At 69.5% G+C, this 21,488-nt stretch carries 20 protein-coding genes; 8 read left to right on the top strand and 12 right to left on the bottom strand.

The window, feature by feature from the left end:
- Positions 1-26 precede the first annotated feature (26 nt).
- From AB7M35_RS15915 to plsY, 3 genes are all read right to left on the bottom strand, one after another.
- Positions 27-824, bottom strand: coding sequence for an SDR family NAD(P)-dependent oxidoreductase (locus AB7M35_RS15915; RefSeq protein WP_453961335.1), 798 nt, complete (start codon positions 822-824; stop codon positions 27-29).
- A gap of 88 nt (positions 825-912) precedes the next feature.
- The gene (gene dprA / locus AB7M35_RS15920; RefSeq protein WP_453961336.1) at positions 913-2,043 is read right to left on the bottom strand and encodes a DNA-processing protein DprA; all 1,131 of its coding nucleotides are present in this window, start codon (positions 2,041-2,043) and stop codon (positions 913-915) included.
- Complete coding sequence (gene plsY, locus AB7M35_RS15925) at positions 2,040-2,654, bottom strand: glycerol-3-phosphate 1-O-acyltransferase PlsY (protein ID WP_453961337.1); 615 nt, start codon at positions 2,652-2,654, stop codon at positions 2,040-2,042. Before plsY ends, dprA begins: the two co-directional genes overlap by 4 nt.
- Positions 2,655-2,917: 263 nt before the next feature.
- Here plsY and AB7M35_RS15930 point away from each other — a divergent pair, with 263 nt between their 5' ends.
- Positions 2,918-4,603, top strand: coding sequence for an acyl-CoA dehydrogenase family protein (locus tag AB7M35_RS15930; RefSeq protein ID WP_453961338.1), 1,686 nt, complete (start codon positions 2,918-2,920; stop codon positions 4,601-4,603).
- 87 nt (positions 4,604-4,690) lie between these two features.
- Positions 4,691-6,049 (top strand): thaumatin family protein, encoded by a 1,359-nt coding sequence (locus AB7M35_RS15935; RefSeq protein WP_453961339.1) that lies wholly within the window; start codon positions 4,691-4,693, stop codon positions 6,047-6,049.
- A 31-nt stretch (positions 6,050-6,080) separates the two neighbouring features.
- Here AB7M35_RS15935 and ruvX read toward each other — a convergent pair whose 3' ends face one another.
- Complete coding sequence (ruvX, locus tag AB7M35_RS15940) at positions 6,081-6,569, bottom strand: Holliday junction resolvase RuvX (RefSeq protein ID WP_453961340.1); 489 nt, start codon at positions 6,567-6,569, stop codon at positions 6,081-6,083.
- A 178-nt stretch (positions 6,570-6,747) separates the two neighbouring features.
- Here ruvX and AB7M35_RS15945 point away from each other — a divergent pair, with 178 nt between their 5' ends.
- Positions 6,748-7,449: a metal-dependent hydrolase gene (locus tag AB7M35_RS15945; RefSeq protein ID WP_453961341.1), complete on the top strand. Its 702-nt coding sequence runs from the start codon at positions 6,748-6,750 to the stop codon at positions 7,447-7,449.
- 16 nt (positions 7,450-7,465) lie between these two features.
- Here the strand turns inward: AB7M35_RS15945 and AB7M35_RS15950 are convergent, their stop codons facing one another.
- The 5 genes from AB7M35_RS15950 to AB7M35_RS15970 are packed head-to-tail and all read right to left on the bottom strand — an operon-like array spanning position 7,466 to position 12,984.
- The gene (locus AB7M35_RS15950) at positions 7,466-8,224 is read right to left on the bottom strand and encodes a polysaccharide deacetylase family protein (protein WP_453961342.1); all 759 of its coding nucleotides are present in this window, start codon (positions 8,222-8,224) and stop codon (positions 7,466-7,468) included.
- Positions 8,225-8,228: 4 nt separating this feature from the next.
- The gene (locus AB7M35_RS15955) at positions 8,229-9,377 is read right to left on the bottom strand and encodes a glycosyltransferase family protein (protein WP_453961343.1); all 1,149 of its coding nucleotides are present in this window, start codon (positions 9,375-9,377) and stop codon (positions 8,229-8,231) included.
- On the bottom strand, positions 9,374-10,489 hold the full coding sequence (locus AB7M35_RS15960; RefSeq protein ID WP_453961344.1) for a glycosyltransferase: 1,116 nt from the start codon (positions 10,487-10,489) through the stop codon (positions 9,374-9,376). The genes AB7M35_RS15955 and AB7M35_RS15960 overlap by 4 nt, the downstream gene beginning before the upstream one ends.
- Before the next feature lie 43 nt (positions 10,490-10,532).
- Complete coding sequence (locus AB7M35_RS15965; protein WP_453961345.1) at positions 10,533-11,765, bottom strand: glycosyltransferase family 4 protein; 1,233 nt, start codon at positions 11,763-11,765, stop codon at positions 10,533-10,535.
- Positions 11,766-11,769: 4 nt separating this feature from the next.
- Positions 11,770-12,984 (bottom strand): glycosyltransferase family protein, encoded by a 1,215-nt coding sequence (locus tag AB7M35_RS15970; protein WP_453961346.1) that lies wholly within the window; start codon positions 12,982-12,984, stop codon positions 11,770-11,772.
- A 343-nt stretch (positions 12,985-13,327) separates the two neighbouring features.
- Here AB7M35_RS15970 and AB7M35_RS15975 point away from each other — a divergent pair, with 343 nt between their 5' ends.
- The 4 genes from AB7M35_RS15975 to AB7M35_RS15990 all read left to right on the top strand — a co-directional run bounded on the left by AB7M35_RS15975 (position 13,328) and on the right by AB7M35_RS15990 (position 18,150).
- Entirely contained in the window at positions 13,328-16,000 is a 2,673-nt protein-coding gene (locus AB7M35_RS15975; RefSeq protein ID WP_453961347.1) for an ABC transporter transmembrane domain-containing protein, read from the top strand.
- Entirely contained in the window at positions 15,997-16,461 is a 465-nt protein-coding gene (locus AB7M35_RS15980) for a cyclic nucleotide-binding domain-containing protein (protein WP_453961348.1), read from the top strand. Before AB7M35_RS15975 ends, AB7M35_RS15980 begins: the two co-directional genes overlap by 4 nt.
- The gene (locus tag AB7M35_RS15985) at positions 16,458-17,321 is read left to right on the top strand and encodes an MBL fold metallo-hydrolase (RefSeq protein WP_453961349.1); all 864 of its coding nucleotides are present in this window, start codon (positions 16,458-16,460) and stop codon (positions 17,319-17,321) included. The genes AB7M35_RS15980 and AB7M35_RS15985 overlap by 4 nt, the downstream gene beginning before the upstream one ends.
- Positions 17,322-17,382: 61 nt before the next feature.
- Entirely contained in the window at positions 17,383-18,150 is a 768-nt protein-coding gene (locus AB7M35_RS15990; protein WP_453961350.1) for an SDR family NAD(P)-dependent oxidoreductase, read from the top strand.
- Between the two features lie 38 nt (positions 18,151-18,188).
- Here AB7M35_RS15990 and AB7M35_RS15995 read toward each other — a convergent pair whose 3' ends face one another.
- The 3 genes from AB7M35_RS15995 to AB7M35_RS16005 are packed head-to-tail and all read right to left on the bottom strand — an operon-like array spanning position 18,189 to position 19,910.
- Positions 18,189-18,890, bottom strand: coding sequence for a retropepsin-like aspartic protease family protein (locus tag AB7M35_RS15995; RefSeq protein WP_453961351.1), 702 nt, complete (start codon positions 18,888-18,890; stop codon positions 18,189-18,191).
- A gap of 4 nt (positions 18,891-18,894) precedes the next feature.
- Positions 18,895-19,065: a DUF1289 domain-containing protein gene (locus AB7M35_RS16000; protein ID WP_453961352.1), complete on the bottom strand. Its 171-nt coding sequence runs from the start codon at positions 19,063-19,065 to the stop codon at positions 18,895-18,897.
- Positions 19,066-19,091: 26 nt separating this feature from the next.
- The gene (locus AB7M35_RS16005) at positions 19,092-19,910 is read right to left on the bottom strand and encodes an adenosylcobinamide-GDP ribazoletransferase (protein WP_453961353.1); all 819 of its coding nucleotides are present in this window, start codon (positions 19,908-19,910) and stop codon (positions 19,092-19,094) included.
- Positions 19,911-20,135: 225 nt separating this feature from the next.
- Between AB7M35_RS16005 and cobT the strand changes: the two genes are divergently transcribed.
- Positions 20,136-21,158 (top strand): nicotinate-nucleotide--dimethylbenzimidazole phosphoribosyltransferase, encoded by a 1,023-nt coding sequence (gene cobT, locus AB7M35_RS16010; RefSeq protein ID WP_453961354.1) that lies wholly within the window; start codon positions 20,136-20,138, stop codon positions 21,156-21,158.
- The last annotated feature ends 330 nt before the right edge of the window (positions 21,159-21,488 follow it).

The raw sequence follows: 21,488 nt of genomic DNA on the forward strand, positions 1-21,488 counted from the left end.
CACTCCCCCACGCTTCCCCTTGCCCATCAGTTTCCGGCGCGGAAACGACCTGCCCGGTTCACCACTTCGCTGATGGCGTTGCGGGCGAACGCGGCGGGCGCGAAGGCGACCTTCGAAAGCGGGTCGACCACCAGCGTGCGCTGGCGCCCGATCGCCCGGTAGGTCGCTTCGACGACGCGCTCCGGCGCGACCGCGCCCGGCAGGCTGCGTCCCTCGTAGCCGGCGTTCTCGCCGAATTCTGTGCGCGTCGGCCCCGGGCACACCGTCAGCACGTCGAGCGGCTCGCCGGCGAGCTCCGCCGCAAGCGCTTCCCCGAACGACAGGATGAACGCCTTGCTCGCGGCATAGGTGGCGATCTGCGGCGCCGGCACGAAGGCGAGGCTGGACGAGATGGTCACCAGCGCGGCGCGCCGGCCCTCGGCATCCGCGCTCGCGATCAGCGTCGGCACCAGCCCGTGGGTGAGCGCCAGCACGGCGGAGATGTTGACGGCGACCACGGCTGCGTGCCGGTCGGCGGGCACCTCCATGAACGCCCCGAACGCGCCCAGCCCGGCATTGTTGATCAGGAGGTCGATGCCAGCCTCCTGGCCGGCCTCGATCACCGCCTCGCGGCCCTCGGCGGTCGCGAGGTCGGCCACCAGCGTCTCCACCGTCCGGCCTTCCGACCGGAGGGCGTCGGCCACCTCTTCCAGGGCGGCCGCGTCCCGGCCGGTCAGGATCAGCTCGGTGGCGGGCGGCAGTCCTTCGGCGTAGGCGCGGCCGAGGCCGCGCGAGGCCCCGGTGATGAGCGCGCTGCGGTAGGTGCGGTCGGAATGGCGATGCACGTGGCGTCTCCCTGTTGCCGGCCCCAGCCCGGATAGCGACTATCGCTGCTGCGGCGGCCCATTCTAAGGCTACGCGCGCGCGGCTTTCTCAGATCAGCGACACCGATCCGCCACCGTGGCGGGCCAGCCGGCCGGCAAGGTCGAGTTCCAGCAGCACCAGTTGCACGACCGCCGGCGCGAATCCGGTCTCGCGGATGATCTCGTCGACCAGCACCGGCGTCGGGCCGAGCGCCTCGATGATCACCGAGCGGGCGCTGTCGTCGGGCTCCGGCGTCGTGTCGGTCGGCGGCATCGCGTCCTCCAGCCGCGGCGGCGGCGCGAGCGGCCGTTCGATGAGCGGGGCCAGCGCCTCGATGACGTCCTCGGCGCTCACGATCAGCGTCGCCCCCTCGCGGATCAGATGGTTGCACCCTTCCGCCCTCGGGTCGAGGGGCGAGCCCGGCACCGCGAACACGTCGCGGCCCTGGCTGCCGGCGAACCGGGCGGTGTGCAGCGAGCCGGACCGCTTCGCCGCCTCGATCACCACCACGCCCATGCTCATGCCCGAGATCAGCCGGTTGCGGCGGGGAAAGTCCTGGGCGCGGGCGGTCCAGCCGAGCGGCATCTCCGTCACCGCGGCACCGCCCTCGGCGACGATCGCCTCGAGAAGGGGCACGTTCTCCGGCGGATAGATGCGGTCGAGCCCGCCGGCCAGCACCGCCACCGTTCCGGTCTTCAGCGATGCCTCGTGGGCGGCGGCGTCGATGCCGCGTGCCAGGCCGGACACGATGACGAAGCCGGCCTCGCCCAGATCGGCCGCCACCTTGCGGGCCATCTTGCGGCCGGCGAGCGAGGCGTTGCGGGCGCCGACCAGCGCCACGGCCGGCCGGTCGGCGACGTCGGCGCCGCCGATCATCGAGACCAGCGGCGGTGGCGCGTCGATGGTGCGCAGGTGGACCGGGTAGCCGGGCTCGCCGATCGCCACCAGCCGCCCGCCCATCTGTTCGGTCGCGTCCAGCTCGGCCTCCGCCTCGTCGCGCGAGGCGATGCGGATGCCGCGCACGGCGCCGCCGCGCCGCGACAGCTCGGGCAGGGCGTCGACGGCGGCGGCCGCGGATCCGTAGTGATTGAGGAGTTCGCGAAACGTCGTCGGTCCGACCCGCTCGGAGCGGATCAGCCGAAGCCATGCGACCCGCTGCTCGAAGGTGAGCCGGACGGCCGATGGCGGCTCGCCGGTCATGCCTTGCTGCCGATCTTGCTCTCTGTGCCTGCCGCCAGCCGGGCGATGTTCTTCCAGTGCTTGGCCCAGGAGAGTGCGGTCAGAAGCGCGAACAGCTCGGCCCACTGCAGGCGCGAGAAGAACGCCAGGAAGATCACGGTGGCGAGGCTCGCCAGCAGGGCCGCCAGCGACGAGTAGCGCAGCGTGAAGGCGATCGCCAGCCAGACGACGGCGAACACCAGCGCCGCCGGCCAGGCGATGACGATCAGGATGCCGAGATAGGTGGCCACCCCCTTGCCGCCGCGGAAGCCGAGCCAGACCGGAAACAGGTGGCCGAGGAACGCCCCCAGCGCGGCGAAGACGACCGGGTCCGGCCCCCAGTGCGCGGCGATCAGCACGGCGACGGCGCCCTTGCCGGCGTCGCCCAGCAGGGTGAGGGCGGCCAGCCCCTTGCGGCCGGTGCGCAGCACGTTGGTGGCGCCGATGTTGCCGGAGCCGATGGTCCGCAGGTCGCCGGCCCCGGCGAGCCGTGTCAGGATGATGCCGAACGGGATCGAGCCGATGAGGTATCCGACGGCGAACGCGGCCAGGAAATAGGGCCACGTCAGGGACCAGCTGATCGGATCGGGCATGCGGGCTTCCTTGGATCGGTCGGTATGCGAAAACGGCGCGAGAGACCCTAAATCATAGATCGGTGCCGGGAAATCATCCGCTGCGCGAAATCGGCGGACCGGCGGCGGGGGCCCCGGAGCAGCCGGCCGCCGATGCGCCGATCGCCGCAAATGGCCGGGTGTTCAGCAAAATTTAGGATGCGCGCCGCTAGTTTAGGTCCCCGATTCGTCCCTTCCCGCCGCCGGCCCGCGCCAAAGGCGCCGGCGCAAAGGAGCCGACCGACATGTCGACCCCCGTGGACCCGCACTCCGACACGGCCGACTGGCTCGGATCGTTCGAGACCCATCGGGTGACGAACCAGGTGCCGCCGTCCGACGGGCGCAACCTGTTCGACGGCGACCCCATCCTGATCGCGATGCTGGAAGAGCTGCTCGAGCCGGAGACCGAGGACGAGCTCTACCGGGCCGGCGCCTACTGGGGTTCGGCGGATGCCCGCGACATCGCCCGCATCGCCAACGAGCACACCCCGGTTCTGCGCACCCACGACCGCAACGGCCGCAGGCTCGACGTGGTCGAGTTCCACCCCGCCTACCATGCCCTGATGAGCCGCAGCGTCGCCGCCGGCCTGCATGCCTCCATCTGGGAGGAGCCGGAGGGCGTCGCGGGGGCCCAGCACCGCCTGCGCGCGGCGCGCTTCTACATCACCGCCCAGACCGAGTGCGGCCATCTCTGCCCGCTCACCATGACCAACGCCTCGCTGGCGGCGCTCGCGACCTCCTCCGATCTCTTCGAGGACTGGCTGCCCGCCGTCTGTTCGCGCCGCTACGACTACCGGTTCGCGCCGGTTGGCGAGAAGACCGGCGCGACGCTCGGCATGGGCATGACGGAAAAGCAGGGCGGCACCGACGTCCGCGCCAACCGCACCGTCGCCGAGTGGAGTTCCGCCGACGAGGCCTACCGCCTGATCGGCCACAAGTGGTTCATGTCGGCGCCGATGTCCGACGGGTTCCTGGTGCTCGCCCAGGCGTCGGAAGGCCTCAGCTGCTTTCTGGTGCCGCGCTGGCGGCCCGACGGCACGCTGAACGCCATCCAGTTCCAGCGCCTGAAGGACAAGCTCGGCAACCGTTCCAACGCGTCCGCCGAGGCGGAATTCCTCGGTGCGTCCGGCTTCCTCGTCGGCCAGGAGGGGCGGGGGCTGCGCACCATCCTGGAAATGGTCACGCTGACCCGGCTCGACTGCGCGGTGGCCTCGGCGGGCATCATGCGCGCCGCCGTCGTCGAGGCCGTGCACCACGCGCGCTACCGCTCCGTCTTCGACAGGACGCTGATCGAGCAGCCGATCATGCAACGGGTGCTGGCCGACATGGCCCTCGATGCCGCCGGCGCCATCGCGCTCTCCATGCGGCTCGCGGAAGCCTTCGACAAGGCGGCCGACGACGACCTGGAGCAGACCTACGCGCGGCTCCTGACGCCGGTCGCCAAGTACTGGATCTGCAAGTCCGCGCCCCGGCTCGTCTACGAGGCGATGGAGTGCCTCGGCGGCAACGGCTACGTCGAGGAATCGATGATGCCGCGCCTCTACCGCGAGGCGCCGGTCAACGCGATCTGGGAAGGCTCCGGCAACGTCATGTGCCTCGACGTGATGCGGGTGGCCCATCGGATGCCGGAGGCGATCGAGGAGGTGCTGGCCGACATCGCCGGCGAGCTCGGCGACAGCGTCGAGGCGGAGATCGGCGCGCTGAGGACGGCGCTCACCGGCGGCGATCCCGACGAGGGGTCGCTGCGCGGCCACACCGAGCGGCTGGCCCTGCTCGCCGCCGCGGCGGCGCTGCGGCGGCATGCCCCGCGGGTCGTGTCCGACGCGTTCCTGTCGGCCCGCATTCATGCGCCGTGGCGGTCGAGCTACGGCGCGCTGGAGACCCGCTACGACGCCGCCGCGCTGATCGACTTCATCGTCCCGGATCACTGAGTAGATCTCACTCCGCACTTCAATCTGAAGTAGCGAAGTTGTACCTTTGATGGCATTCTGTAGGTTGGAAAACCTTAGGAGGCCGCCATGCCGACACGTCCGCCTTCTTGTCCGCCGAGGGTAGTGCTCATCGTTTTGTGGGTGATGGCGTTCGGTCTGGCTCCGACACCCTTGATCGCCAAAAACGACGACGACCGCACGATCGAGTTCGTCAACATGTGCCCGTCAACGGTCCGAATCGGCGTCAACGGTGGCTCGTTGTTGGATCGGAAGTCGGGTAACCCGATCGTCTGCGACAAGTCCGCACCGTGCCCGGATGGATCGACCTGCTATATCGCCGAAAGCGCGACATCAGGACACTGCTTCTTTAACTTTCCAGCGCCGACGAGCGGCGGCGCGGTCCTGAGTCCCGCTGGAAGCAAGAGTGGCACGACGGCCACTTACGTCTTGACCAATCCGCCTTGGATCGGCGGCGTCTCAGTGAAAGGTGGTGTAGCGACCACTTCCATCAAGTGGAGCGGCAACGTCTATGCTGCGGCGAATTGCGATTCGAAGGGAAACAACTGTCAAACCGGCATGTGCCCTCTGTCCAAGGACGGAAAGGCATATATCGTTCCTTGCCAATCTGGCGACGCGCCGGTCGGTCCCACAACTCTCGCCGAATTCACCTTGCAGAACACAGGGCCGGACTTCTACGATATCTCGATGGTGAACGGGGCCAACGTGCCGGTTTCCATGGAGCCGACCTCCTCCCCTTCTGCCAACCCGAACAACAGTTCCTATTGGTGTTCCGCCCCCGGGAGCACCAAGGTGAGTAGCGGTAGCTTATTGTCGGCCTGCGACTGGACATTCGACGCGACGATCGGTGGCGCCGACCACAGCAGCGTCTTGCGCGCTGTTACTGCCGGTTCGACCGTGTGCACCGACAGCTTGCCATGCACAAAACCAGAGGTCTGCGGGTACTCTTTCATCGTCGGCACCAATACCGTGACGCAAAATTGCGGAACGCCGATCGGGTGGTGGAACGCAGACGAACTCTGCACCTTTACGGGCGGCGCCTTCGGCAAGCCGATCTTATGTGCCAGCACCGTCAAGGATCAGGGGACCAACACCGACCTGTTCCAGTGCACGGCCGTAAATAGCGGTTCGTGCTATTCGGCAAATGCAGGATCAGACTGCTGCGGATGCCCGACCTGGACCGTCAACGGTCAGCCTCTGCCACTCACGCCGGGTAAGAGTTGCATAGCGACCAATAATAACTGGACGTCCGTCGCCAAACCCTGGGCCAAATTCACCAAGCAGGCGTGTCCGACGGCCTATAGTTTCCCCTACGACGACGCGACCAGCACGTTCGTCTGCTCGACCCAGGCCTCGCCCACTGAAAAGAACCCCAACGCGATGAACTACAAGATCACCTTCTGTCCCGGTGGGAAGACGGGGTTTTGAGAACGAAACCGGTAGGACGGCGGTTCGCCGTCTAATCCAAGCCGCGTGAGCCCATCCGGTCGAGGGCGCCCTGCAGGATGTAGGCGGCGGCCACCTTGTCGACGACCTCCCGGCGCCGGGCGCGCGAGGTGTCCGCCTCGATCAGCGTGCGGGTCACCGCCGCCGTCGACATGCGCTCGTCCCAGGCCAGCATCGGCAGGTCGGTGAGCTGCGCGAGGTTGCGCGCGAACGCCTTCGTCGCCTGCACGCGCGGGCCTGTGCTGCCGTCCATGTTGAACGGCATCCCCAGCACCAGCCCGGCGATCTCGCGCGAGGCGGCCAGCCTCAGGAGCTCCGCCGCATCGGTCTTGAAGGCCTTGCGGCGCAGCGTCACCATCGGGGTGGCCACCCGCCGGCCGAGGTCGGAGATGGCGATGCCGATGGTCTTGGTGCCGAGGTCCAGGCCGAACAGCGCGGTGCCGGCCGGCGCGGCGGCCAGGAAATCCTCCAGCGACAGAAGCGGATCGTTACGGGCGGTCATGCGTTGGCCTTCCTGAACCCGGGCGCCGGAATCCCGGCCGGCCGGTTGAGCCGCCTCGCGGTGGCTGGTTAGATCCGGTCGCGGCCCGAGGCGCGCTTATCGGCCGCGCGCGCAATCGGATCAAGCGATCCGCGCCGGACGGCCCAGCCGGCGCCATCTTAGAACGGAGCGACCCACCATGCAGATCACCTGGCTCGGACATTCCGCCTTCCGCCTCGAACTCGGCGAGGCGGTCGTCCTCATCGACCCGTTCCTGACGGGCAACTCCCTGTTCACCGGCTCCGTCGAGGCGGCCCAGGAGGGGTGCACCCACATCGTGCTGACCCACGGCCACGACGATCACGTCGGCGACGCGCCCGAGATCGCCAAGGCCACCGGCGCCCAGGTGGTTGCCAGCTTCGAGATCTGCATGTGGCTCTCCGAGAGCTTCGGGATCGAGAACATCAACCCGGGCAACACCGGCGGCACCGTCGACTGCGGGCCGTTCAGCGTGAGCTTCGTGCGCGCCGACCATTCGTCGGGCACCGTGCGCGACGGCAGGTCGATCTACCTCGGCAACCCGCTCGGCGTCGTCATCAAGGCGGAGGGGCAGCCGACGCTCTATCACATGGGCGACACCGACATCTTCTCCGACATGGCGCTGATCAACGAGCTGCACCAGCCGGAGATCGGCATCGTGCCGATCGGCGACCGCTTCACCATGGGCGCGCGGTCGGCGGCGCTCGCCTGCACCCGCTACTTCTCCTTCAAGACCATCATTCCCTGCCACTACCGGACCTTCCCGATCATCGACCAGTCGGCCGACGGCTTCCTGGACAACATGGGCGCCGGCCGCGATGCGGTCGTGGTCGCCGAGCCGATGGTGCCGTTCGAGGCCTGATCCGCGGCCCGCGCCGTCAGCCCTGGCCGAAGCCGAAGGCGTCGGCCGGGTGCGGCCAGCGGGCGGCGGGGTGGGCGGCCGCCACGCCGAGGAACGCGTCCAGGAACGACCACGTCGCCTCGTCCTGCACCAGGTGATGGGTCAGGATCCCGATCGGCGTCGGGCTTTCGGCCCGGCGGTCGATCTCGGCGGCGATCGCATCCGCCGCCGCCTGCCAGCCGACGAAGCCGCGGTCGCCGCGCCAGCCGATCGGATCGACATGGGTGTCGAGCCGGTGGTCGGCGGTCTCCAGCGACTTGAAGCAGGAGAGGCCGGGCAGTCCGGCTTCGACCCGCCGGGCGGCCACGTCGTCGGCGATCCGGTTCCAGGGCGGCACCACCACCGGCAGGAAGCGGCTGCCGAACATCCGCGACAACCGCTGGTGGCCGCGGCTCAGGTCGTCCAGCACCGTGCCGATCGGACGGTCGTTGCCGAGCTCGGTCGGCTTCTCGCCCTCGGCCGCGTGGTTCGCGTGGGCCCAGCCGTGCTGCAGCACCACCACGTCGCCGGTCGGCTCCAGCCGGTCGCCGAGCGCGCGCTCGGCCCCCGCGGCGATCACCGCGAGCGCCAGCGGCACCGCGTGAGCGTCCGCCAGCGTCAGCAGCCGGTCCAGCGCGGGGCTGGGCACCACCGCGTCGTCGTCGCGCCACCAGAAGGCGACGGTGCGGTCGTCGGCCGCCACCGCATCGAGCATCTGCCCGATGCGGCTCGCGAAGTCGGCTTCCATGCCGCTCATGATGTCAGATGCCTTTCCGCCGCGTCATTTCGTCAATCAGGATCTCGGCGCTCGCCGCCGCACCGTCGGTGCGCAGCATCACGTCCGGCGGAGCGAGGTCGAGGGCCCTGTCGGCCGCCGCCGCCAGCCGCCCCGGCGTCACCGCGTCTTCCGGCACGAGCTCCGCCATCCCGCGCTCGGCGAGGATCTGGCCCCGCTGCATCTGTTCCGTCTCGCCTTCCTCGGCGAACGGCACCAGCACCGCCGCGCAGCCGGCCGAGAGCACGTCCAGCACCGTGTTGTAACCGGCCTGGCTTACCGAAACCGCCGCGCGTTTCAGAAGCCCGGGAAAATCCTTCCGCGCCGCCTCGACGACGGTGCCCGGCCCGGCGCGGTCCCGGAGGTCCGCGAGCCGGTCGGCGCCGTGCTCGGCGCTCACCAGGATCCGCCACGTCCCCGTCGCAGCGCGCGCATGGGCGCGCGCCTCGAGCGCCGCCTCCAGCAGCCGCAGGCCCACCGGTCCGCCGCCGCAGGACACGATGACCTCGCCCTCGCCGTCGCCGGCCGGCGGCTCCAGCTCGGAGGGCGTGTACACGTAGCCCGTGTAGCGCACCATCTCCGCCACGTCGTCGGCAAACGGGAACGAATCCTCCAGCCGCACGAACGCCGGGTCGGAGTGTACCAGCAGAACGTCGTAGAAGGTCCGCGCGACGTCGGCCATCCAGCGTTCCTTGGCGATCTCCTGCTTGCGCACCAGGATGTCGCGCACCGAGGCGGCGACCAGCGGCGGGCGGGGCAGGGTGCTGGCCACTTCCAGCGCCGGGAACAGCTCGAAGGCGAACTGCCGGCGCCCGAGCGGAAACGTCTCGGTGAGGAAGAGGTCCGGCGCCGTCTCCGCGACCAGCCGGGTCAGACGGTCGGCCCGCTCGTTGCGGAAGGCGTCGTCCACCTCCCGGCCGTCCGGGGTAACGTAGCGCGAAAAGCGCGCGTCGGCGGCCCGCATCGGCGGCAGTTCGGCGATGGCGAGCCCGGCGGTGTCCAGCGTCGCGGGCAGCGTGTTGCCGGTCACCAGGGTCACCTCGACGTCGCGCGCCATCAGCGCCCGGGCGATGGCGACCGCACGCACCACATGGCCGGTGCCGAGCAGGTGCTGGACGTAGAAGAGGGCCTTCATGGGGTGCGGGCTCCAGCCCTTCGTGTCTTCGCCGCCTCGATGATTGCCGACAGCCTATCGCGGGCCTGGGCGATATCGTGGCGGGCGAGGGCATTGGTTCTCGCCGCGGCGGCAAACGTCGCGCGGCGGGCGTCGTCGGCGAGGAGGGCGCCCACCGCCTCCGCAAGCGCCGCCGCGTCGCCCGGCTCCACCAGCAGGCCGGCGACGCCGTCCTCAACCACCTCCGGCACGCCGCGCGCGCGCCCGCCGACCACCGGCAGCCCCGACGCCTGCGCCTCGAGGAAGACCAGCCCGAACGGCTCGTTGATCGCCGGCCAGACGAACAGGTCGGCTCCCGAATAGACGTCCGGCATGCGCGTCTTGTCGACCGCGCCCAGGAACGTCGTCCGCGCGGGATCGAACAGCGGCCGGATGTCGGAGGCCGCCTCGCCGTCGCCGGCGATGGTCAGGTGCCAGTCGCGTTCGCCCAGAAGCGCGGTCGCGTCGGCGAGCGTCCGGTAGCACGCTTCCTTGTTGCCCCGCCGCATCATGCCGGCCGCCAGCAGGCGCGGCGGTGTTCCGGGTGGGCGTGGCCGCGGCACCGCGGCCGCGAACGGCGCGGTGTCGATGAACGGGGCGAGGTCGAACAGCCGGTCGGACGCGACCACGGGGGCGAGCCCCTCGTGGTCCTCCGCGTGCATCGCCACCACCGCGTCGGCGGCGGCGAGCGCTTGATCGGCGGCGGCGAAGCCCGGCGCCCATGGCCCGCTCGCCCGCTTCGGCGCGCGGCTGGCCTCCACCACCACATAGGGGATGTCGAGGGCGCGGGTGACCGCCGGTCCGATCCAGTCCGGCGCCTTGTGGTAGAGGTGATAGGTGATCCAGGCGGCCGGCCGGGTGCCGTCGGCGCGCCAAGCGGCGACGATCCGCTCCGCCTCGGCAGCGGACTCCGCCTCGAGCGCGGCAAAGGTCGCTGCGTCCGGCTCGGCGCGCCATGTCCGCAGCCGCGAGGCGAGCACGGGCGTTTCGCCGAGCCCCTCGATGACGCGGGCGATCAGGCGCGCGAACTCGCGGTCGCCCGAGGCGACCGGATGGTCGGGCGGTTTCATCGGACAGTAGTAGGCGATGGTCATCGCAACGGTGCCAGCTGAAACGCGGCGCGGCGGCCGGGCAGGATCACGCCGCCTGCCGTCCCGCAGCGGAAAACCGGTTGGCGAGCCAGTCGAACCCCGGCGCGCTGGAAAAGCGCGTGCGCACGTCGGCGGCGGCGGCGTGTCCAAGCTCCGCCCGCCGGCGCGGATCGGTCACCAGCCGGCGCAGCGCGTTGGCCAGCGCCTCGCCGTCGTCGGGCTGCACCAGAACGCCGGTCTTCCCGTCGCGCACCAGTTCCGGAATGGCAGACACCTCGGTCGCCAGGATGGCGAGCCCGGTGGAGGCCGCCTCCATCAGCACGTTCGGCAGGCCGTCGCGGTCGCCGGACTTGGCCACCCGGCTCGCCAGCACGAACAGGTCGGCGTCGCGGTAGGCGGCGACCACGTCGTCGCGGGACTTGGCGCCGTGGAACGTGATGCGGTCGGCGATGCCGAGCCGGGCCGCCTGGTCCTCGAGCTTGCCGGTCAGCGGGCCGGCGCCGATGTGGTCGAACCGCCAGGCCACGTCCTTCGGAAGGGCGGCCAGCGCCTTCAGCACCAGGTTCAGCCCCTTCTTCTCCACCGCCCGGCACACCGACAGGATGCGCACCGGGTCGCCGCCGGAGCCGTCCCGCGCCGGCCGCGTCGCCTCGGCGGGAAAGCGCGACAGCTCCAGCCCGTGGTAGACGAGATCGACGGTCTTCGGCTTCGGCGACAGGCTGCGCAGGTAGGTCGTGTTGGCGGCGGTGCAGGTGACGCCCCAGTCGGCGTCCGCGAGCTTTTCGCGCAGCTCCCACTCCGGCGTCGTCCAGATGTCCTTGGCGTGGGCGGAGAACGACCACGGCAGTCCGGTCATCATCGCCGCGTAGCGCACCACCGACGCCGGCGTGTGGAGATAGTGCACGTGCAGGCGGGTGATGTCGTCCGGCAGTTCGTTGGCGAGCACGCACGCCTGGCCGAAGCGCCGGTGGCGGCTGGCCGAGCGGTCGCGTTCGAGGTCGTGGTGGTAGGCGGCTTCCGCCGCGCCGTAGCCGGCGAGCGTTTCCGCATGGCGCCGGCCGGCCCGCACCCGCGCCGGATCGTCCTTCAGGTACTCCGGAAGATAGAGCACGTCGGCGGCGATCTGGTCGTGCAGGTCGTGGTGGGTGGCGTCGGTCGGATGGCGCAGCGAGACGATCAGGCTCCGGATGCCGCGCCGTTCCAGGCCCAGGATCTCCTGGGCGATGAACGTTTCCGAAAGGCGCGGATAGCCTTTGACGACGATCGCGATGCGTCCCATGGGCTTATTCGCCGGCGGCCGCGCGGGCCGGCCTGGTCAGCGGTGCCGAGATGAAGTCGGCGACGCGATTGTTGATCACGTCGAGGCCGTCGAGCAGGCCGTCGACGCCGGCCACCGACGGGGGCGCCTGGCGCGGCAGCCGGGCCAGCGCGTCGACCATGGCGTCGACGTCCGGATAGAGCTCGATCGACAGAACGCTCAGGAGCCCGGCCGATTCGGCCTTGGCGGCGCGGATCGCCTGCTCGCGGCGCGGCTGGACGCGCGGCACCAGCAGCGTCGGCTTGTCGAACGACAGGATCTCGCAAAAGATGTTGTAGCCGCCCATGCCGACGATCGCGACCGCCTCGTCCATCAGGTTCTCGATGGTCGGGGTGAAGCGGATGATGTGCACGTCGCGCAGCTGTTCGGTGCGCGCGATGAAGCTTTCCTGGTGCTCGGTGGCCATGAACGGGCCGAGCACGATCACCGCCGGGAACAGCGGCTGGTCGTGCGCCTCGTAGGCGCGCAGAACCCAGTCGACCAGTTCCACGCCGTCGCCGCCGCCGCCGGGGGTCACCAGGATGAACGGCTCCTCGCCGAACGGAGAACGGAACGAATGGGGCGTCAGCGCCGGCATCTCGCGGCGCAGGTAGCCGGTGAACAGCGCCTTCTCGCGCACGCTGTCCGGGACGCCGATGCCCTCCAGCGGATCGTGGATTTCCTTGCGGCCGTACACCCAGACGTCGTCGTAGAGGTTCTCGACCGCTTCGGGAGCGCCCTTGCGCTCCCACTCTTCCTTCAGGACGTCCGGGTCGTCCATCACGTCGCGCAGGCCGAGCACCAGCCGGGTGCCGCGTTGGCCCAGCTTCTCTAGCGTGGTGCGAACCTCGCCGCGCAGGCCGAGCGGTTCCTTGTCGACGATGAAGACGTGCGGATCGAACACCTCGGCGGTGTGCTCGATGATCGAAGCGCGCAGTTCCAGCATCTCCTCGATGCCCAGCGGCAGCGTGTGCGCGCTGTACTGGCCGTTGCGCAGCTTGATCACCCCCGGCACGCGGACGAAGTCGACGCGGCTGCGGAAATCGAACGAGCCGATGATCGGCGAGCCGGACAGGATGATGACCGACAGCTCCTCGAACGCGCCGACGAGCGAATGCGCGATCGTCCGGCATCGCCTGAGATGGCCGAGGCCGAACGAATCGTGGCTGTAGATCAGGATCTTCGGTTGGTCACACCGCATCAGCAGATCGCCGGGGAACTCTCTTGATAGGCTGGACGTCCCCGCCGGTAGAGTGAGCGAGGCGCGACACGTGCAGACGACGCAGGACAGACTGACGTAAGGCAAGCGACGGCACGGCCGGGATCTCGTCCCGGGGTTGGCTAGACCCTAATCCGGAAAGGAAGCCGCAGTCCAGCGTGCGAGCGGTCGCGGGGCTCGCGAAGACGCCTTTTTGGCCTGCGGTCGAAACAGTCGACCGAGCGACGTGCGAAAGTGGCATTTCCGGGTTATGTCTTGCAGTCTGGAGCCGGTTGGGCACACAACCGGGGGCACGACCCCGCACCGGGGCGGTCGAGGCGGGCGGATGCAGAAGAGCCTTTTCGCGTTCATCTGGGAATACAGCAAGCGCCAGCAACTGGTGATCCTCGGGATCACCCTGCTGTCCTTCCCCATTCTCTACATGACGCTCGAACTGCCGAAGTGGATCGTCAACGACGCCATCGACGGGAAGGACTTTCCCCGCACGATCGCCGGATACACCCTCGACCAGATCCCCTATCTGCTTGCGTTGTGCGCGATTTTCCTCGCGCTCGTCGTGCTCAACAACGGCGTCAAGTTCGTCCTCAATCTCTACAAGGGCATCGTCGGCGAGCGCATGCTCCGCCGCCTGCGCTACCAGCTCTACTACCAGATCATGCGGTTCCGGCTGCCGCAGTTCCGCGGCGTCAGCGCCGGCGAGCTGATCTCCATGATGATCGCCGAGGTCGAGGATCTCGGCGTCTTCATCGGCGACGCGGTGGCCACGCCGGCGTTCCAGGGCGGAACGCTGATCGTCTACATCGTTTTCATCTTCGTGCAGGACCCGTTCCTCGGCGCGGCGGCGGTGTCGCTCTATCCGATCCAGGGCTACATCATCCCGAAGCTGCAGCGGAAGGTCGTGCTGCTCGCCCGCGAGCGGGTGAAGAACGTCCGCAAGATTTCCGACAAGGTCGGCGAGAGCGTCGCCGGCATCGCCGAAATCCACGCCCACGACACCGCCCAGTGGCATCTGGCCGACATCACCGACAAGCTTCTGACGAACTACCGCATCCGCTTGGATATCTACAAGCGGAAGTACATGATCAAGTTCATCAACAATTTCATGAATCAACTTCCGCCATTTTTCTTCTATGCGGTGGGCGGGTATTTCGTCATTTCCGGAAAGCTGTCCTTCGGTGCGCTGGTCGCGGTACTGGCCGCCTACAAGGATCTCGCCAATCCGTGGAAGGAACTGATCACTTACTATCAGAACCTGTCGAACATGAACGTGAAGTACGACACGGTGATCGAGAACTTCGATCCGCCGAACATGTATCCGCCGGCCCGCCTCGATACGGACCGCGGGGAGGACGAGATTCTCGACGGCGACATCGTCTTCACCAGCGCCAACGCGGCCTTCGGCAGCGGCCAGGAGGTCATCGACCTCAGCCTCACCATTCCCGCCAACCAGCAGCTCGCGGTGTTCGGGACCGGCTCGAGCGGGCGCACCGAAATCCTGCTGCTCGCCGCCGGGCTGATGGATCCGGCGACCGGCCGGGTGGAGATCGGCGGCAAGTCGCTGGACGGCATGGCCGAGGCGGTGACCGGGCGCGAGATCGCCTACGTCGGCCCGTCGCCCTACATGTTCAACGACACCATCCGCGCCAACGTCGTCTATTCGCTGCGCCACCGGCCGATCGCGCCCGCCGAGATCGACGACGACGAGCACAAGCTGCGGCTGTCGGAGGCCAAGCTCACCGGCAACAGCCGCTATGACTTCGACGCGCGGTGGGAGGATCTCGAAAGCGCCGACGTCAGCGACCTGAAGGACCTCGACCAGCACATCCTCGATCTGTTCGACCGCACCGGCCTCGGCAACGATCTGTTCCGCATGGGCCTGAAGTCGACCATCGACCCGGAGGCCGATCCGGGCCTCGCCGAGCGGGTGCTCGAGGCGCGCCACACCATCACCGAGCGGATCCGGGGCGACGACGAGTTGCAGGACCAGGTGGAGCTGTGGCGGGCGGATGCGTTCAACGCCAGCGGAACGCTCGCCGAGAACGTGCTGTTCGCGCTGCCCGCCGATCCCGACGTCTCGGTGGATGCGATCGCCCAGGACCACGAGGTGATCGCCGCCCTGAAGGAAGCCGGGGTCTACGACGATCTGGTCGACATCGGCGCCAAGGTCGCCGAGACGATGATCGAACTGTTCTCCGGCATGACGGTCGACGACGGCCTGATGGGCGATTTCAGCCTGCTGACCAGCGACCAGCTGCCGGCGTTCGAGCCCTACGTCAAAGCCTACAAGAACGGCGGCGTCGACGGGCTGAAGCCGGCCCAGGCGAGCGACCTGATCGGGCTCGCCTTCCGGCTCATTCCGGCCCGACACCGTCTGGTGGAAATCGACGGGGAGCGCGCCGCGCGCTTCGTCGCCGGGCGCGAGGTGATGCGCGAGCGGCTCGAGGCCCTCGAAGGCCGCTACGCGCTCTTCGATCCGGAACGCTACATCAAGCCGCTGAAGGTCGAGGAGAACATCCTGTTCGGCAAGCCGCGGCTCGACCGGCGCGGCTCCAGCGAGCGCATCGAGGGCTTCATCCGCAACGCGCTCACGGAGCTCGGCGTGCGTGACCCGATCGCGCGGGCTGGCCTCGACTATCCGGTCGGGGTGGCCGGTTCGCGGCTCTCCCCGGTGCAGCGCCGGCGGGTCGGGCTGGTGCGGGCGCTCCTCAAGCGGCCCCGGATCACCCTGCTCGACGGCACGGTCGACGAGGAGCCGCGTGTCATCGACGAGATCCGCAAGGCGATCGGCGACAAGACGCTGGTGGTGGGGACGTCCTCCACCCAGGTCGCCCGCCGGTTCGACCGCGTGGTGGTGATGCTGGACGGACGCTTGGTCGCCGACGGCGATTACGATAGCGTTGCGGACGCGATATCCGACGACGACGATCATCAGCAGCACGAGCGGGCGCCGGCCGAAGAGGCCGGTGAGACCGCGGAAGCCCAGGAGGAGACGGCGTGAGCCTGGACACGGAGGTTGAGGCTCTGAAGAAGGTCCCGCTCTTCCGCGGGGTCGACGACGCGAAGCTTCGGCTGCTTGCCTTCATCAGCGAGCGGATGAGCTTTCGCCCGGGCGAGCACCTGTGCGAGCAGGGCGAGCGCGGCGACGTCGCCTACATCATCCTGGATGGCGCGGCGGACATCCAGATTTCCACGAACCACGGTCAGGAGACCGTGGCGACCGTCAAGCAGCACGACGTGGTCGGCGAGATCGCCATCCTGATCGACGTGCCCCGCACGGCCTCGGTCGTGGCCACCACCGAAATGAAGGTGCTGGCTATCGCCAAAGACAATTTCTTGAAACTTCTTAAGAATTTCCCAGATATGGCGATTGAGGTCATGCGCGTGCTGGCGCATCGTCTTGAACGGACGACGCGGGAAGTTGGCCGGTTGCGCGCCGGATCGGCAGAGGCCGAACAATGACGATGATCGATCAGAGGGATAATCTGAGCATCAACTTCTGGGGTGTCCGCGGGTCGATCCCGACACCGGGCCGGCACACCCTGCGCTACGGCGGCGAGACCACCTGCCTGGAGGTCCGCGCCGGTCCGCATCTGCTGATCATCGACTGCGGCTCGGGCGCCCGGCGGCTCGGCTGGCTGATGGACAAGCGCCAGGCCCAGCCGGCCGACCTGCTGTTCACCCACACCCACCTCGACCACATCTGCGGCCTGCCGTTCTTCTGCCCGGCCTACAGCCAGCGCTCCGAGATCAAGGTCTGGGCCGGTCACGTGCCCCGCGACGGCTCGCTGGAGGACATGCTGGCGCGGCTGATGTCGCCGCCGCTGTTCCCGGTACCGACCTCGGCCCTGCGAGGCTGCCAGTTTCGGCGCTTCACCGCGGGCGAGTCCGTCGGTCTCCGGCCGGGCCTCACCATCAAGACCATGCCGCTCAACCATCCCGGCGGCTCGACGGCCTACCGCATCGAATGGGGCGGCGGCGTCATCGTCACCGTGACCGATCACGAGCACGGCAATCCGGAGATCGACGCGGCCGTCGCCAAGTTCGTCGAGGGCGCCGACATCATGGTCTACGACGCCACCTACCGGGACGAGGAATACGAACGCTTCGTCGGCTGGGGCCATTCCACCTGGCAGAAGGCGGTCGCGCTTGCCGACAAGGCCGGCGTCAGCCATCCGGTGATGTTCCATCACGACCCGACCCGCACCGACGAGGATCTCGACCGCATCGCCGAGCTGGCGATGGCGCGTCACCCCGGCGCCATCGTCGCCCGCGAGGGCCTCGAGCTGGTGGCCGGTACCGCGCCGGTGATGGCCGTCTGACGGCCCGATCTTCCGACAACCAGAACACTGACACTGACAGCGACCGAGAGGAACGCTCGCGATGAAACTCGACGACAGTGCCGCCGCCGTGGTCACCGGCGGGGCCTCCGGCCTCGGCGCCGCCACCGCCCGCGATCTCGCCAGCCGGGGCGTCAAGGTCGCCCTTTTCGACCTGTCCGAGGAGGCGGGCGAAAAGCTCGCCGACGAGATCGGCGGGATCTTCGTGCGGGTCGACGTCACCAGCGACGAGAGTGTATCCGCCGGTTTCGCGGTGGCCCGCGCCCGCCACGGTCAGGAGCGCATCCTGGTCAACTGCGCCGGCATCGCGCCGGCCGCGAAGACCACCTCCCGCGGCGAGCCGCATCCGCTCGGCATGTTCGAGAGCGTCATCGCGGTCAATCTCGTCGGCACCTTCCGCTGCGTCGCCCATGCCTCCACCGGCATGGCGGAGCTGGAGCCGCGCGGCCCCGACGGCGAGCGCGGCGTCATCGTCATGACGGCCTCGGTCGCCGCCTTCGACGGCCAGATCGGCCAGGCGGCCTACGCGGCGTCGAAGGGCGGCATCGCGTCGCTGACCCTGCCGGTCGCCCGCGACCTCTCGAAGCTCGGCATCCGGGTGATGACCATCGCGCCGGGGATCTTCGAGACGCCGATGCTGACGGGGCTGCCCCAGGAGGTGCAGGATTCGCTCGGCACCCAGGTGCCGTTCCCCTCGCGGCTGGGAAAGGCCACCGAATACGCGGCGCTCGCCATGCACATCTGCGAGAATCCGATGCTGAACGGCGAGACCATCCGCCTGGACGGCGCCATTCGGATGGCGCCGCGCTAGGGCCTTTTCCGGTGAGGTGAGATCACCCGCCGGCGCGCCTACTGCTGCATCACCAGCCGGTCGCCGGTGATCTCGAAGCGATAGAGCCGGGAGAGGAAGCTCATCCCGAGCAGGCTGGTCGCCACCGAGCCGGCCGGCGCCACGGCGCCGTCCACATGGGTTTCCTCCACCGAGCCGACGGTCACGAGATCGAGCGACACCGGCGCCACGTGCGTCATCCCGTTTGCCGTGGAGACCGGCAGCGAGAAGTCCGTGCGCGTGGGCGCGATGCCGGCGCGCGACGCGTCCTCGGCGGTCAGCAGGATCAGGCTCGCGCCGGTGTCCAGCAGGAAGGTCACCGGGGTGCCGTTGATCGCCCCCTTGATGCGGAAGTGGCCGTCGGAGCTGCGGGTGATGGTCACCCCCTCCTGGATCGGGACCGCGAGGCCAGGGATCACCGAGGACAGCACGTTTCGTCCGCCGCGCTCGATGTCCGCCCGGTAGCTGTAGACGGCGATCAGGATGAGGGCGAGGACACCCCAGATCAGCACGGCGCGCCCCACCTCGACGAGGCGTGGCCCGCCGGCGATCACGCCCGCGCCCAGCACGGCCAGCAGCAGCACCAGGCTGATCGTGCGCGGCCATGTGGTGTCCAGCTGGGCGCGCAGCTCCTCGGTCGTCGTGGGAGATCCGGACGCCATCCACCAGATGACGGCGGTGGCGCAGATCGCGACGATCACGAAGATGGCGATGCGGCGCATGGGCCTACGCCTCCTGGACGCGGTGGAGGCGGTCGCCGAGGCGGCGCATGATGTCCCGCCGGCCCGCTTCCGGCAGCGATCCCCACGCGGCGATCTCGTCGAGCGTGCGGCCGCAGCCCACGCAATAGCCGCTGGCGTCGTCGATCCGGCAGGTCTTCACGCAGGGGCTCGTCACGTCGGCGCACTCGCGGGTTGGGAACGTCACGAGACAGAGATAACGATGGCGGCGAGAACCGCAATCTCGGCGATCTGCTGTGTCGCCCCGAGCACGTCGCCGGTGTGGCCGCCGATCAGCCGTTCGGCTGACGTCGCGAGGTACCATCCGGCCAGCGCCGCGCCGATCGCCGCCGGCAGCACCGCGACCGGGGCGAACCACACGGTGAGGGCGAAGACGATGACCGCGGCGGTGATCCCGGCGGTGATCGCGGCCGCGGTATGCGGTCGGCCGACCAGCCGGGCGAGGCCGTCGGGGCGCGCCGGGGGCTGCGAGATCCAGGGCCACAGCATGGCGGTGCGGCTGGCGGCGGCCGCCGCGATCAGCCCGGCCGCACCGATCAGCGGCGCTTCATCGGCCAGCGCGCCGAGCAGGCTCGCGCGCACCAGCACCGTCAGGGCGAGCCCCAGCGCGCCGAACGCGCCGATCCGGCTGTCGCGCATGATGGTCAGGCGCTGTTCCGGGTCGCGGCCGCCGAAGAAGCCGTCGCAGACGTCGGCGAGGCCGTCCTCGTGCAGCGCGCCGGTGGTAATCGCGAGCACCGCGAGCGCCACGGCGGCGCAGGCGAGTGGCGGCAGGTCGATGGCGGCAAGCACCGCCAGCACGCACGCGGCGGGCAGCGCGATCAGCGCGCTCGCGACGGGCAGCGCGCGCACAGCGCCCGACAGGCGCCGGCGCCCGGCCAGCCGCGAGAACCGGTCGGGAAGCGCAAGCGCCAGCCGCGAGAAGAAACGCAGGCAGACGACCACGTCCGCGCCGTAGGCGGAAACGGGGTTCAGACGGTCCTGACGGTCGTAGGCGGTCATCGTCGGTACCTTCTCGTGGATCTGTGGGGGCGGTTTCGCGACCGGTCGCGCCGCCGGATGCCGCCGCCTGCCCGTTCCCTGCCCCGGACGCCGGCAGGGTAGGAGTCCGCGGCGCCGCTGCCAACACGGGAACGTGGATATTCGGCAGCCGTTGCATCGGTGTGAACCGAGCCTGTAAGACGCGGTCTAGGCTCCGGCCCCGCAGCACCATATTCGAGAGTGATCATGACAGGTTCAACCGGGCTTCCGTTCGACGACATCCGCGCCCTCATTTCCTCGATGCCCGGACCCGACACGGCGGCAATGGCGGCGGTCGCCGAGCGCGACGCGGTGCTGACCAAGCCGGCCGGATCGCTCGGCCGCCTGGAGGACATCGCCAGCTGGGTGGCGGCCTGGCAGCGCCAGGCCCAGCCGGAGATCCAGGCGCCGATGGTGGCCGTGTTCGCGGCGAACCACGGCGTCGTCGATCAGAACGTGTCGGCCTATCCGGCCGCCGTCACCAAGCAGATGGTGGAGAACTTCCGCGCCAACGGCGCCGCCATCAACCAGATCTGCCTCGCCAACGACATGTCGCTCAGGGTGTTCGAGCTGGCCCTCGACCGGCCGACCGGCGACATCTCGCTGGTCGATGCCTTCGACAGCGAGCGCGAGTGCGCGGCCACCATAGCCTACGGCATGGAAGCGATCGCCGGGGCGGTGGATCTGCTGTGCCTGGGTGAGATGGGGATCGCCAACACCACGGTCGCCGCCGCGCTCTTCCACGCGCTCTACGGCGGCGAGGCGGCCGACTGGGTCGGGCGGGGCACCGGCGTCACCGGCGATGCGCTGGTCCACAAGGCCGAGATCGTCGCGCGCGCCGTTGGCCGCATCGAGGGCGAACGCGATCCGCTGGTCATCCTGCAGCGGCTCGGCGGCCGCGAGATCGCGGCCATGGTCGGCGCGATCATCGCGTCGCGCCACCAGAACATCCCGGTGATCGTCGACGGCTTCGTGACGACGGCCGCGGTGGCCGTGCTCCATGCGATCGACCCGTCGGCGATCGGCCACTGCATCTTCGGTCACGTGTCGGCGGAGAAGGCGCATCGGGCGGCGCTCGAGCGCCTCGGCGCCGAACCGCTCCTCGACCTGGGCATGCGGCTGGGCGAGGGCACCGGCGCGGCGCTCGCCGCCGGCATCATCCGATCGGCCATTCAGGTCCATCGGGGCATGGCGAGCTTCGCCGACGCGGGCGTCTCCGGTCCCGCCTGAGCCTGGCTTCGGCCCGCAAGCCCGGCGCAAGGATGGGCTGGCAGGCTTCCCGGCATCGTGTCTCGCGTCGTGATGGTCGAGTGCCGTCACGTCGGTCAGGGCCCTGTCGATCGCCCCCCCGCGACGGGGTTCTGTGTCCGTGCGACGGCGCGCGGCGAAGCACTGCGGGTGCCTTTGGCCCCGCGGTGCTTCAACCGCCGGCGATCGGCCGCGCGGGGTGCCCCGCACCTGCCACCACGCCTCATGGTCTCCCGGCATTCTCCCTTCGGTCCGCCCATCGCGCGGCAGGACTGTCATTCGCCTGGCCATCCGGGATCCGTCCCGGGGCCC

This window comes from Amorphus suaedae, from assembly GCF_053629675.1.

Coding starts and splice junctions, on each gene's coding strand:
- dprA (WP_453961336.1), bottom strand. CDS start 2,043: ATGACCGGCGAGCCGCCATCGGCCGTCCGGCTCACCTTCGAGCAGCGG.
- plsY (WP_453961337.1), bottom strand. CDS start 2,654: ATGCCCGATCCGATCAGCTGGTCCCTGACGTGGCCCTATTTCCTGGCC.
- AB7M35_RS15930 (WP_453961338.1), top strand. CDS start 2,918: ATGTCGACCCCCGTGGACCCGCACTCCGACACGGCCGACTGGCTCGGA.
- AB7M35_RS15935 (WP_453961339.1), top strand. CDS start 4,691: ATGCCGACACGTCCGCCTTCTTGTCCGCCGAGGGTAGTGCTCATCGTT.
- ruvX (WP_453961340.1), bottom strand. CDS start 6,569: ATGACCGCCCGTAACGATCCGCTTCTGTCGCTGGAGGATTTCCTGGCC.
- AB7M35_RS15945 (WP_453961341.1), top strand. CDS start 6,748: ATGCAGATCACCTGGCTCGGACATTCCGCCTTCCGCCTCGAACTCGGC.
- AB7M35_RS15950 (WP_453961342.1), bottom strand. CDS start 8,224: ATGAGCGGCATGGAAGCCGACTTCGCGAGCCGCATCGGGCAGATGCTC.
- AB7M35_RS15955 (WP_453961343.1), bottom strand. CDS start 9,377: ATGAAGGCCCTCTTCTACGTCCAGCACCTGCTCGGCACCGGCCATGTG.
- AB7M35_RS15960 (WP_453961344.1), bottom strand. CDS start 10,489: ATGACCATCGCCTACTACTGTCCGATGAAACCGCCCGACCATCCGGTC.
- AB7M35_RS15965 (WP_453961345.1), bottom strand. CDS start 11,765: ATGGGACGCATCGCGATCGTCGTCAAAGGCTATCCGCGCCTTTCGGAA.
- AB7M35_RS15970 (WP_453961346.1), bottom strand. CDS start 12,984: ATGCGGTGTGACCAACCGAAGATCCTGATCTACAGCCACGATTCGTTC.
- AB7M35_RS15975 (WP_453961347.1), top strand. CDS start 13,328: ATGCAGAAGAGCCTTTTCGCGTTCATCTGGGAATACAGCAAGCGCCAG.
- AB7M35_RS15985 (WP_453961349.1), top strand. CDS start 16,458: ATGACGATGATCGATCAGAGGGATAATCTGAGCATCAACTTCTGGGGT.
- AB7M35_RS15990 (WP_453961350.1), top strand. CDS start 17,383: ATGAAACTCGACGACAGTGCCGCCGCCGTGGTCACCGGCGGGGCCTCC.
- AB7M35_RS15995 (WP_453961351.1), bottom strand. CDS start 18,890: ATGCGCCGCATCGCCATCTTCGTGATCGTCGCGATCTGCGCCACCGCC.
- AB7M35_RS16005 (WP_453961353.1), bottom strand. CDS start 19,910: ATGACCGCCTACGACCGTCAGGACCGTCTGAACCCCGTTTCCGCCTAC.
- cobT (WP_453961354.1), top strand. CDS start 20,136: ATGACAGGTTCAACCGGGCTTCCGTTCGACGACATCCGCGCCCTCATT.